This is a genomic window from Anabaena sp. AL93 (assembly GCF_001672085.1).
Taxonomy (GTDB): Bacteria; Cyanobacteriota; Cyanobacteriia; order Cyanobacteriales; family Nostocaceae; genus Dolichospermum; species Dolichospermum heterosporum.
Window position 1 is genome coordinate 1 of record NZ_LJOU01000036.1, and the last position, 13,625, is coordinate 13,625.

At 36.5% G+C, this 13,625-nt stretch carries 15 protein-coding genes; 7 read left to right on the plus strand and 8 right to left on the minus strand.

All coding sequences use genetic code 11. The features are described 5' to 3' along the window. Nucleotides 1–22: 22 nt before the first annotated feature. The 5 genes from AN486_RS11190 to AN486_RS11210 all read right to left on the minus strand — a co-directional run bounded on the left by AN486_RS11190 (nt 23) and on the right by AN486_RS11210 (nt 7,437). Nucleotides 23–1,333, minus strand: coding sequence for a tetratricopeptide repeat protein (locus tag AN486_RS11190; protein WP_290600685.1), 1,311 nt, complete (start codon nt 1,331–1,333; stop codon nt 23–25). Nucleotides 1,334–1,413: 80 nt separating this feature from the next. Then, a complete protein-coding gene (locus AN486_RS11195) occupies nt 1,414–4,512 on the minus strand; it encodes a plasmid replication protein, CyRepA1 family (RefSeq protein WP_290600687.1) in 3,099 nt (1,032 codons plus the stop codon). Between the two features lie 333 nt (nt 4,513–4,845). Continuing rightward, the gene (locus AN486_RS11200) at nt 4,846–5,241 is read right to left on the minus strand and encodes a PIN domain-containing protein (RefSeq protein ID WP_081424112.1); all 396 of its coding nucleotides are present in this window, start codon (nt 5,239–5,241) and stop codon (nt 4,846–4,848) included. Nucleotides 5,242–5,244: 3 nt separating this feature from the next. Then, nucleotides 5,245–5,466 (minus strand): antitoxin family protein, encoded by a 222-nt coding sequence (locus AN486_RS11205; protein WP_039204950.1) that lies wholly within the window; start codon nt 5,464–5,466, stop codon nt 5,245–5,247. A gap of 336 nt (nt 5,467–5,802) precedes the next feature. Further along, nucleotides 5,803–7,437 carry a Ppx/GppA phosphatase family protein gene (locus tag AN486_RS11210; protein WP_290600690.1) on the minus strand — a complete coding sequence of 545 codons (1,635 nt, stop codon included), beginning with the start codon at nt 7,435–7,437 and terminating at the stop codon, nt 5,803–5,805. Nucleotides 7,438–7,521: 84 nt separating this feature from the next. Between AN486_RS11210 and AN486_RS11215 the strand changes: the two genes are divergently transcribed. The 7 genes from AN486_RS11215 (at nt 7,522) to AN486_RS11245 (ending at nt 10,685) form a co-directional block, all read left to right on the plus strand. After that, complete coding sequence (locus AN486_RS11215) at nt 7,522–8,403, plus strand: 4-hydroxybenzoate solanesyltransferase (protein ID WP_039204947.1); 882 nt, start codon at nt 7,522–7,524, stop codon at nt 8,401–8,403. Between the two features lie 125 nt (nt 8,404–8,528). Then, nucleotides 8,529–9,107: a hypothetical protein gene (locus AN486_RS11220; protein ID WP_152608985.1), complete on the plus strand. Its 579-nt coding sequence runs from the start codon at nt 8,529–8,531 to the stop codon at nt 9,105–9,107. A gap of 208 nt (nt 9,108–9,315) precedes the next feature. Further along, entirely contained in the window at nt 9,316–9,507 is a 192-nt protein-coding gene (locus tag AN486_RS11225) for a hypothetical protein (protein WP_242032229.1), read from the plus strand. A 290-nt stretch (nt 9,508–9,797) separates the two neighbouring features. Next, nucleotides 9,798–9,989 carry a hypothetical protein gene (locus AN486_RS11230; protein ID WP_027403704.1) on the plus strand — a complete coding sequence of 64 codons (192 nt, stop codon included), beginning with the start codon at nt 9,798–9,800 and terminating at the stop codon, nt 9,987–9,989. A 32-nt stretch (nt 9,990–10,021) separates the two neighbouring features. Then, a complete protein-coding gene (locus tag AN486_RS11235; protein WP_027403705.1) occupies nt 10,022–10,246 on the plus strand; it encodes a DUF433 domain-containing protein in 225 nt (74 codons plus the stop codon). Then, nucleotides 10,243–10,452, plus strand: a complete 210-nt coding sequence (locus AN486_RS11240; protein ID WP_168635373.1) for a DUF5615 family PIN-like protein — start codon at nt 10,243–10,245, stop codon at nt 10,450–10,452. The genes AN486_RS11235 and AN486_RS11240 overlap by 4 nt, the downstream gene beginning before the upstream one ends. Then, on the plus strand, nt 10,449–10,685 hold the full coding sequence (locus tag AN486_RS11245) for a type II toxin-antitoxin system HicB family antitoxin (protein ID WP_290600693.1): 237 nt from the start codon (nt 10,449–10,451) through the stop codon (nt 10,683–10,685). Before AN486_RS11240 ends, AN486_RS11245 begins: the two co-directional genes overlap by 4 nt. A 59-nt stretch (nt 10,686–10,744) precedes the next feature. Here the strand turns inward: AN486_RS11245 and AN486_RS11250 are convergent, their stop codons facing one another. The 3 genes from AN486_RS11250 to argS form a co-directional block, all read right to left on the minus strand. Beyond that, nucleotides 10,745–11,077, minus strand: a complete 333-nt coding sequence (locus AN486_RS11250; RefSeq protein ID WP_039204943.1) for a DUF86 domain-containing protein — start codon at nt 11,075–11,077, stop codon at nt 10,745–10,747. Beyond that, entirely contained in the window at nt 11,074–11,364 is a 291-nt protein-coding gene (locus AN486_RS11255) for a nucleotidyltransferase family protein (RefSeq protein WP_290600694.1), read from the minus strand. Before AN486_RS11255 ends, AN486_RS11250 begins: the two co-directional genes overlap by 4 nt. A 342-nt stretch (nt 11,365–11,706) precedes the next feature. Next, a complete protein-coding gene (gene argS, locus AN486_RS11260) occupies nt 11,707–13,464 on the minus strand; it encodes an arginine--tRNA ligase (RefSeq protein WP_290600695.1) in 1,758 nt (585 codons plus the stop codon). Nucleotides 13,465–13,625 lie beyond the last annotated feature (161 nt).

The window sequence follows — 13,625 nt, forward strand, 5'->3', positions numbered from 1 at the left end:
CCCCTACCCCCCTACCCCCTATTCAAGACTGAGACATTCTGGAAATCAGATTGGTAATCTCCTGATAATACCGCGTATTTCCTGACTGAGAATAGAGATCAGCAGATTTACGAAAATCAGCGATCGCATCTAATTGATTACCCAAATGTTTATGGATATCTGCTCTGACTAAATAAGCTAAAGGATAACGGGGCTGTAATTGTATCGCTTGGTTTAAATCTGCTAATGCGCTATTTAATTCTCCAACCAGAAAGCGACTCCGACCTCGATTAAACCAATCTTCGGCTAAACTGGGGTTAATGCTGATGGCTTGAGTATAATCTGATATGGCTTTTTGATATTCTTTCAGGGCATAACGAGCATTAGCGCGATCGCTATAAAATACAGCAGACTGGGAATTTAAGCGTAAAGCCTCTGTGAAATCACTAACTGCACCAGCAAAATCCTTAACTGCATAACGACTATTACCTCGATGATAATAAGCAGCTAAAAAATCTGTATCTATTAGTAAGGCTTGATTATAGTCTTGAATAGCCATTTGTATATTACCTAACAACTTATGAGCATCACCTCGCTTACAATAAGCCGGGGCAAATTCTGGAGACACTTTTATAGCTTGAGTATAATCTGTAACTGCATTAACAAAGTCTTGCATAGCCTCTCGTACCATTCCCCGTCCATAATACGCTGTAGCTAAATGGGGATTGATTTGTAATGCTTGGTTATAATCTTTAACTGCATTTTCATAATTTCCTAATTGATGATGTGCATTAGCTCGAAAACCATATACTAAAGCTAATGTGGGATTAATTTGTAATGCTTGGTTATAATCTTGAATAGCACTTTCATAATCTCCCAAGTTGCTATAGACTAAACCTCGTTCATAGTATGCTTGAATATCATCAGGAACTATTTTTAATGCTTGATTAAAGTTAGCGATCGCTTGGTGATATTCTTGAATACGAGCATAAACTAAACCGCGATTGTAGTAAGCTGCACCAAATTTAGGATTAATTTCTAGAGAAAAATTATAATTAGAAAGCGCATTTTCATATTCTTGCAAAGCATAATAGCTATTACCAAGATTATGATAGGCTTCCGCAAAATTAGGATTTATTTTTATACATTGATTATAATCAGCAATAGCTTTTTCATAATTCCCTAAAATATGAAAAATATTACCTCGATTAATATAAGCTATCGAAAAATCAGGGTATAATTCCAAAACTGTATCAAAATTAGCGATCGCTTGTTGATAATTACCATCATGATAATGATCTAAACCCTGTTGGTGCAAAGCATTAACAACATCAAAATTGATATTCTTATTCATTTTGTCACTTGTAGGCGCACAAACTAGATTCTACCACAGATCCCCGACTTCTTTGAGAAGTCGGGGATCTGTTTTTTTGGTCAACTTATCAACACAGTTTCATACTGAGACTTCCTAGATAAATCCACCATTTCTCGTTCCATATTATGTAAAGAAGTTAACATCAAATCATCACGATGTTGCCAAACTGCAAATATTTTATTTCTACCATCATTGAGAGTTTCTAAATCAATTTTATAACCATCATTGACTTGTTGCAACTTCAAACCCAACAAACTTAAAAGTCTGTTTAATAACTTAATTCCCGCAACAGATTCCTTACCTCTAACTAAATCAATTCCTAAAGCGCGTTTAATATGTCTACTACTTTGTATGGCCACATTTTTCAACCAAATTAAGTCAGCATCATTTTCAGTAAATACCCTTTCTATTTCCAAAAATTGCATTATTCCCAAAGCCCGCATAGCTTCCACTTTGAGCGTATAAGTTCTTAAATCTGGCAGAAAAACTTTACCTTCACCCCACAATAACTGCTGACTCCATTCTTGTTGATCTTTAACATGAAAATATTCACTTTCATGAGTTAAATAATAATGAATTAACAATTGTCCATAATATCCTTTTTCGTCTTGTAATTTCAGTTGAGGAGTAACGACAATTCCATACCTTTGCCTGAGAATATATTTACTAACTTGATGACGTTCTGAATTACTGAGAGAATGTTTAGTTAATAGATGTTCATATTCTACATAGTCAATATCCTTAGCTGTAGCTACAGAATTTGCTGCTGCTAATTGGTTCTGTTGCTTAATGTCTTTGATTTTGCGTTTAATTTCCTTAGCTTTTTGCCGACTTTGCGCCCAATCTTTTTGCACTTTCACAATTTCGACAATTAACCGTTTACGATTTTCTAAATCACTAGGTTCAGTGGCAAAAAAGGCTAAACGTAAATCACGGAGAATGTTGTTTTGTACTTCATTACTTCGCATTTGGATATAATGACCATCAGCTATCAATCCATCTTGCATAGATTGCCGATAAAGACGAATAGAGGCATTTACCCTGGCAGATAATTTTGCCCAAGTGCGTAAATGAATGGGATCATAAACTAAAGGTAAATCTACATCTATTTTGTGTAAAGGACTTAATAAAGCCAAATTTTCTTTTTGATTTTCTTGATACCAATGAGATAGTAACCGATAATTTGTACTACCACTACCAATTAAGCCAATACCGCGTTTAGCACACCAAATCACACGGGGAACATTATCTCTAACTCTTGCTAAAGCTTGACGGGCTTCTGAGTCAGGAATTACTCCTTGAAAAATACCATAAACTCGGTCAAAATGTTGGACATCAATACTAATTCCTGTTCCCAAACTAGGGGTAACGAAAACAGTATCATAATCAGTAATTTTTTGATTTATTGCTGCTATCAAATCAACGGCTGCATGACCAGGTGTATTAGTAGTATGACTGCTAACTACCAGGGTTTCAGGAAATTCTCTTCTGAGTTTTTGTAACCGTTCCCTTAAATAACGTTCAATGGTTTCACAACTGTAACGTCCAGAACGACTATCGGTAGTTACATAGCATCTTCGTCCAGCAATTAGGTCTAATTCCAGTTGATGAATTAGGGGTGTAGGATTGGGTGAATCATAAAAAGTTGTATCCCAACCTTTTGCTGGTTTCCATTCATTGACAACTACCCAAGGGGTTAATTTAATTCCTGATAAAGTCTGTAAATATTCTAAAGATACATCTGATAAATCGGCATCTTGGACAATGATTAATCCTCCAGTTGTGAGAATTGTAGAAATTAGTTGTTGAAAAATGCGGAGAATTTTAACTCGTTTTTGTTTACAGGTATTGCTATTGAGTAAATGCCATAAAGATTGTTCAACTTCATCTAAAATTAATATTGCACCGCGCCAATCTTCGGGTTTTAATTTCCAAATTGAATCTACACATAATCCTAAAGATGGGGTAGTTGCTAAAGGATAAGTAACAGGTACTTCATCAGCTTCTATACTCCATTCTTGATGTTCAAAACCCCATTTAATGCCGATTTTATCACATAAAAACCGTCCTAAGATGATTCTATGGGTAATTAATAAAACTGGTTGATTATGGTTTTTTGCTTGTTGAACAATGCTTTCTAGGGCTGTGGTTTTACCTGTACCTTTTGCTGATTTAACTCCCACTAAACCAGAGGTAGGAAAGGTAATGTTTCCCAAATAAGGACGGTTAATAGTCAGTGCTGCCGGAATTGTTAACTCTGTATGGGGTTTGGTTTGGGCAATATAAATATCTAAATCTACACTTTGACGATAAGTTTTATCAAAGGCTGTTGCACCTTTAGCAATGATAAATTCATCAACTCCTTTTTCTTTTCCCGGAAGTTCGACAACTTTAACAGGGCAGTTTTGTTGTTGAAATAAATAACCGAGTTGGGAAATAGCATTATTTACAGCGGCAATTTTTTTGGCTTGAGTTTCAAAATCAAAACAAATATAAAAATCGCGTTTTGTATTTGTAAATGCGGCTAAATCAGGGATTAATTGCCGACGGGTAACTTTGCCAAATTCATCTTTAATGACCCGATAACCGCTATTAATGCCGGGAATCGCAATCGCAACATATCCCTGACTTAAAAGGGCTGCGGCTTTTTTCACACCTTCACAAATAACAATAGCTATTTTATTTTTAATTACCCATGACCAAAAACCTTCGGCTTCACCATCATGATTAATGGTGATATTTTCCGGTAAACTTAAGTTGTAACGTTGTCCAACTTCTTGCCAAATTTGTAAGGGTATGCGTAAACAAAATATGCGTGTGGGTGTGCTGGGAGGATGTTCATATTTGATGGATTTACCTTTTTGATTTTGTCGCGGTTGGTTGGGCTTAAAACATCCCCATTCCATATTGTGCCAATTGTTGAGGGGGTCTAGTCCCGAACACCACCAACCACCTGCGGTAACATGATGATAACGCTGCAACCAAGCATTTCTAATCATCCCTGTATTGGTGCGAGGGAGTTGGTCAGAAATTAGCAAATATTCATAAGCACTGATGCCCTGAAGCGATTTAAAGTTTAAAAGAATTAAGTCTAAGTTTATACCACTGTTCTTGACTAATTCTTCAAGGTGTTGTGGATGTAAAGAAGGCAGATACATAAGCTGAAGCAGCTAAGGAAGATAACAAGATCAAAACTTTAGCACGCCTCGGCTGATTTTTTATAAAAGAAATTTCTGTTTTTAAGTGTTATCTTTTTTACTTTGTTTTGATAAATACTTCTGTGAATATATCAATGTGTGGTTAGGGCTGTGCAACCGTAAATATAATAAATTTGTATTGTGATATTTATACATATATAATTTTTGGTTATAGGTATTAGCTGTGAGGCTAGTTCATAATTAACCTATCTATGAGTCATTTTCTTTAAAGTCTATTAAAGCCCTCTTAAGGTGGGCATTACCCACTTTACAATACTTAAATTTTTATGTAGATTATGGAACAACTTGAACCGAACCAAACTGACGAAAATGGTAATCAAACGCAAATGCTTTCATAATTCCCAGCTTTTCCATGACAACTTTACTACTAGAATCCGTAAAACTCCATTCTTTATCAGAATAATCACGAAATAGTTGCCAAGTTAAATGGATATCTTCCTCTGTTAAATAATAGATGGTTGCTAATTTACCTGAAAAGAAAGCTTCACCTAAAATAATAGATCGTTTTGTTTCTCCTCTTGCTCTTAATAAAGTCAATGTTTCATCAATTACGTAGTCAGTCGTTAATAAAGTTTCTTTGTTATTAGTTAACCATAAAATAGCATTTTGATGCTCGGAATCAGCAGGAACAATACTAGCAAACCAAGCACCCGTATCAACAAAAATCATAAACTATTTGGAATATAAAACTTGATCATGATCTAAACCTGAGAAAGTATCTGTTTTTCCTTCTAAAGGCAGTTCAGCAATCTCTTGTAAAATTTCTAAGGGGTTTTTATGTTGAGAATAAGATTCTAGAGGAATAATAATTACTTGTACTTTACTTCCTTCTGGTAGTGTTATTGGTTCTGATAACCTCAATGTTCCTTGTTCATAAATAGCTTCTACTGGCATAGAATTTATCCTGGAATTTGATTACTTAAATTATAGCATCATCTCGGAGGGATTTTCCGCATTTGGCAACGGAAGCATCCCTACGGTAATATAGCGGTTATCGCGCTTGATGCAATATAATTAAGGGCGGGGAAACCTACAGGTTTTGCGATTTATGTATCTCACAAAGAGTGCATACGGCTAAGTAGGTGAACACAATAAAACCAAAGTGTGTAAAGAAAAGTAAAATCGCCCAAAGCTTCTTCACTCTTGCATCTGGTTACTGAGCGAAGTCGAAGTATTGCCTCTTACCTTCCCATAACGACAATTTTCAATGCTAACCTACTTGTAGCAACTTTATCTATTAATTAATGTTGCTACGAATCTTAAACCAAATTCTTCTTCAAAAACTCCTTTTTTGTAATCTAAACTCCACATTTCTAAGGCACATTCATCATCAATGGTAGATGGAAATATGGACATCTTAAATTCTTTGAAGTTGGGAATATAGTCACATTTAACATCAGCAATAGCTCCTATTTGTCTTCTGTCTAATGCCACAGCTAATCTTAAGATGGCGCTGAGTTGATTAACCATTGTCCGATGTTCTTTGTGCAGTAGATTTCGATAGCTGTCGTGCTTTTTCTTGGGTGGAGATTTGCGGTGATAACGGGCTATATTGGCGATGAGTTCGATTTCGGTTTCGTTATAACCGAGTAATTCACTATTTCTAATTAAGTAGTATGAATGTTTGTGGTGTGATGAATGACCGACATAGTGGCCACAATTGTGTAAAATGGCAGCAGCCCATAGTAATTGGCGTTGATCTGCATTCCAATAATGTAGTTGTCCTTTGGTTTGGTCAAATATATCTAACGCAAAAGCGGTAACGCGAGCGCTATGTTCTAAGTTAGTTTGGTATTTTTTGGCAGTTTTTAATACACTGCGTTCTCGAATGGAACTTTGAAACCGTAGTCTGTTGTCAATGAAGCCATGAGTCAGCATCCAGTCTACAATTACGCCTTCTCGAAGAGAACGTTCACAGACTGTTAAGGATTCGACTCCTAATAAGGTCATTGCTTCCTGTAAAATTACTGCTCCTGAAAGTATCACTTCTGGCCTCTTTTCTGGCATTCCGGCGATCGCCGCCCGTTCTACATTGGTCATTTTGCGGAGGCGATTTACCCAGGTTCGCAAGTCTTGGAGACTGAATTGATAGCCGTTGAGGGTGGTGGGAATAAGACCTAATTTTTCCCGTGCATGGATGGTGGCAATGGTTTCTATTGTCCCAGATGTGCCGATTAACTGGGGAGAATCGCCAATTTTGAGTTTTCTTTGGACTTCTTCTACAGAACGTTCTAGCATTCCTCTAGCGTAAGCCTGGAGGTATTGAAATTCGGTTTCGGTGATGGGATCTGAGTTGACTAATTCTCCGGTGAGGCGGACTGCACCGATTTTGGTACTGGTGAGACTACGGGGTTCTTCGCTGTCTCCTAAAATTAATTCTGTTGAACCACCACCAATGTCAATGATGATGTGGGGTTTGTTGTTAAATTCCATCCCCGACAAGACACCTAAGTAGATGCGACGGGCTTCTTCAGGTCCAGAAATCAAGTCAACAATTAAGCCAACTTCTATTTCGATTTGATGAAGAAATTCTTTACCATTGGGAGATTCACGGACTGCACTTGTCGCTACAGCTACAATGCTACTTGTTCCTAAGCTTTCAGCAAGGGTTTTGAATCTGCCTAAACAGGCGATCGCTTTACTCATAACTTCTGGTTTTAAGTCGCCAGTAATTAAATTGCGATCGCCTAATCTCACCGTTTCCTTTTCTCTGGCAATAATGGTAAAAGATGGTAAAGTTGCTTCAATTTTTACCACCACCATGTGCAAAGAATTTGTACCAATATCAATGGCTGCAATCATCTGATTTTCTGGAACTGATTGACTGGGTGTGTTCTCCCAATTAGCCGAGACGGAATTTACCATTTTTTGTGCTTGCGAATAGGGACTGGAGGAGAAATAGCAAATAAGGATATTCTATAAATGTAAAGATATGTTAAATGACCAAATATGTTGGAGACACCAAAAACCAACCAAGAACCATTATGGCTTGTAATTATCCGGCTGTTAAGGTGGAATAAACCGGAAGGTAGGTTAATTCTGATGATACCCGCATTGTGGGCTGTATTCTTAGCCGCTGGCGGTAAACCGCCTATCCCCCTAGTAGGAGTAATTATTTGCGGTAGTATGGCGACCAGTGCGGCTGGTTGTGTGGTTAATGATTTATGGGACAGAGATATTGATCCCCAAGTTGAGAGAACACGCGATCGCCCCCTGGCATCTCGCGCCCTTTCCGTTAAAATTGGGATTGTGGTGGGGATAGTCTCCCTCGCCTGTGCCGCAGTTATCGCCTTCTATCTTAATCCATTAAGCTTCTGGTTGTCTGTGGCCGCCGTTCCGGTTATCGTCCTTTATCCTGGTGCAAAGCGGGTATTTCCTGTTCCTCAATTGGTGCTTTCCATAGCTTGGGGTTTTGCGGTTTTAATTAGTTGGAGTGCAGTTACAGCCAATATTACAGCACCGACGTGGTTACTTTGGGGGGCAACGGTACTATGGACATTAGGATTTGATACAATCTATGCGATGAGCGATCGCATAGACGATAAACGTATAGGTATTAATTCTAGTGCTATATTCTTTGGTAAATATGCCCCTACAGCGATCGCTATTTTCCTCATGGGGACAGTTATTCTCCTAGCTGGAGTAGGTGTATTAGTTCACTTAAAGACAGCATTTTGGATCAGTTTAATCTTCGCCACCATCGGTTGGATTTGGCAAATTATGCGCTTACAACAGCCAAAAATACCTCACCCTGCCTATGGGGAAATGTTTCGTCAAAACGTCTGGATTGGTTTTTTAATTTTGGCAGGAATGATCATTGGTTCTTTTTAAATTTGTCATCAATTTAACCAAATCAAAATTTTCCTGTCAATCTAACTCAGGCTAGATTAAAACTATCAGGACTACTGTTTTAAAGGTTGGGATAGTAATCTACCAGCTAGATGCAACCCAACCAAATGAATCAATCTATTTTAGTTAAACTCGCTACAATAATTCTACTGTCCCTGGGTAGTTTTGGTCTAGTTATTGGGGGTTTCCTGATTAATAAAGCTACTAGTAAAACCAAACAACTACAGCCAATTACTGATACATCACAATATCAAGAAATTCGTCATCACAAATGGGCTGATCTTCAACAAATTCAACATTTTCCTGGACAAATTCCTAGTGATGCTCAAGTTTTACAAATGGCTTATTCTCCCGGAATTACACCCGAAAGTAGTTCTTTACAAATTCGTCTCAAAGAACCACAAACAAAAATCAAAAACCTGCTGAAACAATACAAAAAAATCTCTCAGCATCAATACCAGGGTGGGAATACAAATAATCATAGTAACCAACCCAACGGCGTACCGACAACATTCTTTTATACTAGCGATTCAGAAACAGAAACTTTTCCTAGCAGTTATGAAATATTGGTATTAAAAGCTGAAGATAAAAGCCAACCCGGTACAAAATGGAATCATGGTAATAGTCATGGAGTCGCAATTGATATTGCATCTTCAGAAATTATCTACTGGGCGGAAAAATGGTAAAAGCATGAGGAAATTTAAGCACTGAAAAATAGAATTTATATTTGATTTGTGTTAGCGTAGAGTCCCGTAGGGATACATTGCAAAATTCAAATCCCCGACTTCTTTAAGAAGTCGGGGATCTTGTTTTATGTAGCCTTTAGATTTCCCTCCTCAACGAAGATGTCAGAAAGTAATACCAAAATTACAAACTGCTTATGATGATGGAACTTTGAAAGATTTAACTTGGGGTTATTCTGAAGCTGAAAATGATCCTGATGTAGAATTAAAAGCTTTTACTGCGGTGTTAAATGGTAACGGTGACGCTTCCAAAGCATTTCAAAATTCTTCTTGTGCGGTCAAAAACGGTAGTAATTTAACTTGTACTGTTGATATTTTCAAGGTATTTAAAGCCAGGGAATAAATTCCCTGTCTGAAAGCTAAAGTCGGTTGAAACCGACTGAATGGAAGAATTTTTGGCGTTGCTGATTAAGGGTATGAATTCTAGTCTCACGCAAAGGCGCAAAGACGCACTGAGGTTTGAGTTTTAAAGGTTCAATTTGGGAATTTCATACCTCAATTCAGCAACGCCGAATTTTTTAGCCCCTTTTAACGGACTTGGGCTATTAGACTGGGAATTTATTCCCAGACGGTTTATGAAACAAACCAAAAATTAACCAATTACCAAATTATCAAATAACAGGAGTATCATCTATGAAATTACACAAATTATCCCATTTATTATTATTCTTTGTTCTCTTATTTCCCGCTTCTCCGATTATTATCACTGGTTGTAGTTCTTCCCTATTCGCACGCAAACTAGGGATATTATCAGATGATACCCTATTTATAGAATGGGCAAATGATTACCGTCATTATCTGGGTTTGCGTCAGGAATTATGCTAAAATATCGTTTATTATCACCTTTAATTAAATCAATGAATGAACTATTAACTCGAATCACACAAATACCTGGTCAATGTGGAGGTCGTCCTTGCATTCGGGGAATGAGAATTAGAGTTAGCGACATTTTAGAAATGTTAGCAGAAAATGTCAGTGTAAATGAAATTTTAGAAGACTTTCCTGATTTAGAACTAGAAGATATTCAGGCTTGTTTAATATTCGCTGCAAGACGTACTGATTTTGTTAGATTAACAGCATGAAAATTTGGATTGATGCACAGTTACCTCCAACATTAGCAGATTGGATCACAAATACTTTTGCTATCGAAGCATTTTCATTAAAAGAAATTGGTTTACGTGATGCTAAAGATATTGATATTTTTGAAGCTGCCAAAATAGCTAATGTGATAATTATGACAAAAGATAGTGAATTAAAATCAATTCAAGAAGAGGAGTCAGAAGAATGAATTTACATTACACAATTATTATTCAATGGAGTAGTGAAGATAAATGTTATTCAGTTCATTTACCAGAATTTCCTACTCAAAAATATCATACTCATGGTGATACTTATGAGGAAGCTGTTAAAAATGCTCAAGAAGTTATAGAAATGATAGAAATGCTAATTGCCGAATATCAAGAAGATGGTAAACCTTTACCTGTAGTTAAATCTTTGGAACAATTAATGAATGTGGCTTAATATTCAATAACATTAAAATATATTAGCAGGGTTTATCATTACTAAACCCTTACCATCTGTTATAAATTTTCCATAATCGCTGTAACTTGTCTTTTTAAATCAGATAAATTCTGTTCAATAATTTGCCAAACTAAATTAAGATTTACCTTTAAATAATCATGAATTAAAACATCTCGTAAACCTGCCATTTGCTGCCAAGGAACATCAGAATATTTACTTCTCAACTCAGGTGATAATCTTTTTGTTGCTTCCCCAATGATTTCAAAATTGCGAATTACAGCATCTTGAATCATTTTGGTTTGCATAAATTCCTCTTTACCACCTTTTGTATATTCTTCTATTCGTTCAATACATTCTTGAATATTACTCAAATATAAACGCTCATCTTTCATAATGGCACAGATTCACTTAATACTTTATCTCTAATTAATTCATGTAAATTATCAGGTTCAGCAATATCCACTTTTCGTCCTAGCAATGCTGCTAAATCTTGCATTAAACCAATATAATCAAATAAACTACTTTGTGGTTTTAATTCTACTAAAAAATCTATATCACTATCTGGTGTTGCTTCACCTCTAGCAACAGAACCAAAAACCCGCAAATTATCAGCACCATATTTAGTGGCAATCTTTAATATTTCTTCTCGAAATGGTAGTAATAATTCTCCAATTCCCATAATTTATTTTTGATAAACCTTAACCCTCTCTATTCTATTAGATTACATCAGGAGTTGTCAATATAAAGAGAAAATTCAGCCATTGATAAATGAGAATAATACCGGAATATTATCAAAAAAATACTGAATATGTTTGATATTATGTCAGGGTAAAGCAAAAGCTAAACCCCTACTTCTGAATTCTTTTATAGCTTTTATAGCAGTATGCACTTGAATCATAAGCCCCCTCCTCGCACCCCCCTCATTCCCCCCGCAGCGGGGGGAAGAAAAGGATAAACTTTTGATATTGGAGGGGGTTGGGGGTGGGGTTCTTGTATTTCACCCAACCAATAACCGCTATATCTACATCCTTTCTAAAACCTTAATTCCTAACAAAGATAATCCCAACTTGAGAGTTTTTGCAGTTAAATCACATAACATTAACCGCGAAGTTCTAGCAGGTTCTTCAGATTTGAGAACAGGACAATTTTCATAGAACTTGTTAAACTTATCGCTGAGTTGATACAAATAATCACACAAACGATTTGGTAATAAATCTTGTTCTACTTCCTTAATTACCTCATCAAGTTGCAGCAGATGTTTAGCTAAAGTTAATTCTGCATCTTCTCTTAGCAAGATTTGGCGATTTATTCCCAAGTTGGTAAAATCAATATTCCCTTGACGACTAATACCTTGAATTCTCACATAAGCATAGAGAAGATAAGGGGCTGTATTGCCTTTGAGAGATAACATTTTGTCATAACTAAAGACATAACTACTGGTGCGATTTTGGCTTAAATCAGCATATTTAACCGCACTAATCCCCACTACTTCAGCGACATTTTGCATAAACTCTTCTGTTTCTGTGCGTCCATCTTCTTGTAATCTCTTTTCTATGTCTGCACGGGCGCGGTTAATAGCTTCATCTAATAAATCTCGTAAGCGCACAGTATCCCCAGAACGAGTTTTAAATTTTTTCCCATCTTCACCTAATACTAAACCAAAAGGAACATGAACTAATTCCACATCATCAGGAATCCAATTTGCCTTTCTTGCGACTTGGAAAAATTGGGCAAAGTGGTTAGATTGTCCTTCGTCTGTCACATAAACAATTCGCTTGGCTTTATCTTCTTGAATCCGATAACCTAAAGCTGCTAAATCTGTGGTTGCGTAGTTATAACCACCATCAGTTTTTTGGATAATTAAGGGTAAAGGACCACCTTCCCTATTTGTAAAACCATCCAAGAAAACACATTTTGCCCCTTGACTTGATTCTAATAATCCTGTTGCTGCTAAATCTTTAACAACTTTTGGTAATAAAGGATTATAAAAAGATTCACCTCTTTCTATTAATTTGATATTCAGTAAATCATAGATGATTTGAAATTCTTGTCGAGATTGTTCACATAACAATTTCCACGCATGAAGTGTATCTTCTGCACCCGCTTGTAATCTCACAACTTCTTGACGGGAAGTTTCTTGAAAAATCGGATCTTCATCAAATCGCTGTTTGGCTTTGCGGTAAAAATTAACTAAATCTCCAATATCTAAAGCATTTGCAGTGGTGAGTGCGTCTGGATAAACTTCCCGCAAATAAGTAATTAACATCCCAAATTGCGTACCCCAATCACCAACATGATTTAACCGCAAAACATCATGACCACAAAATTCTAAAATCCGGGCAATAGAATCACCAATAATGGTAGAACGTAAATGTCCGACGTGCATTTCCTTCGCAATATTCGGACTGGAAAAATCAACAATTTGCTTTTGGGGATTTGTCGCTGTGGGGATTCCCAATCTAGCATCTACCTGAGTCGCGTTGAGTTGCGCTTCTAGATAAGATGTTTGTAATTTAAGATTAATAAAACCAGGACCTGCGATTTCTGGAGGTTCACAAATATCAGATACATCTAGTTTACTGACAATTTCCCCAGCGATAATTCGGGGTTGCTTTCCTAACTTTTTACTTAAAGATAAAGCCACATTAGCTTGATAATCACCAAATTTAGGATTACTTGCAGCCACTAAAATTGGATCTGTATTGGTATAATCTGTGCCAAAAGCAGCCACTAAAGCCTGTGTTAATTTGAGTTTTAGTTGTTCTTGTGTAGCATTCATTATGTAAATTGTATCTGTCTCTGCTGTTGAATACTGTGATATTTAAGTAGGTGAACACAATAAAACCAATCTGTGTAAAGAAAAGTAAAATCGCCCAAACCCTCTTCACTCTTGCCTCTTGCATGAGTGCCTCTTGCCTTGCCATAACGACAATTTTTAAC

Excerpts from the sequence above, each read along its gene's own strand:
- AN486_RS11190 (WP_290600685.1), bottom strand. The coding sequence starts at position 1,333 with ATGAATAAGAATATCAATTTTGATGTTGTTAATGCTTTGCACCAACAG.
- AN486_RS11195 (WP_290600687.1), bottom strand. The coding sequence starts at position 4,512 with ATGTATCTGCCTTCTTTACATCCACAACACCTTGAAGAATTAGTCAAG.
- AN486_RS11200 (WP_081424112.1), bottom strand. The coding sequence starts at position 5,241 with ATGATTTTTGTTGATACGGGTGCTTGGTTTGCTAGTATTGTTCCTGCT.
- AN486_RS11205 (WP_039204950.1), bottom strand. The coding sequence starts at position 5,466 with ATGCCAGTAGAAGCTATTTATGAACAAGGAACATTGAGGTTATCAGAA.
- AN486_RS11210 (WP_290600690.1), bottom strand. The coding sequence starts at position 7,437 with ATGGTAAATTCCGTCTCGGCTAATTGGGAGAACACACCCAGTCAATCA.
- AN486_RS11215 (WP_039204947.1), top strand. The coding sequence starts at position 7,522 with ATGTTGGAGACACCAAAAACCAACCAAGAACCATTATGGCTTGTAATT.
- AN486_RS11220 (WP_152608985.1), top strand. The coding sequence starts at position 8,529 with ATGAATCAATCTATTTTAGTTAAACTCGCTACAATAATTCTACTGTCC.
- AN486_RS11230 (WP_027403704.1), top strand. The coding sequence starts at position 9,798 with ATGAAATTACACAAATTATCCCATTTATTATTATTCTTTGTTCTCTTA.
- AN486_RS11235 (WP_027403705.1), top strand. The coding sequence starts at position 10,022 with ATGAATGAACTATTAACTCGAATCACACAAATACCTGGTCAATGTGGA.
- AN486_RS11240 (WP_168635373.1), top strand. The coding sequence starts at position 10,243 with ATGAAAATTTGGATTGATGCACAGTTACCTCCAACATTAGCAGATTGG.
- AN486_RS11245 (WP_290600693.1), top strand. The coding sequence starts at position 10,449 with ATGAATTTACATTACACAATTATTATTCAATGGAGTAGTGAAGATAAA.
- AN486_RS11250 (WP_039204943.1), bottom strand. The coding sequence starts at position 11,077 with ATGAAAGATGAGCGTTTATATTTGAGTAATATTCAAGAATGTATTGAA.
- AN486_RS11255 (WP_290600694.1), bottom strand. The coding sequence starts at position 11,364 with ATGGGAATTGGAGAATTATTACTACCATTTCGAGAAGAAATATTAAAG.
- argS (WP_290600695.1), bottom strand. The coding sequence starts at position 13,464 with ATGAATGCTACACAAGAACAACTAAAACTCAAATTAACACAGGCTTTA.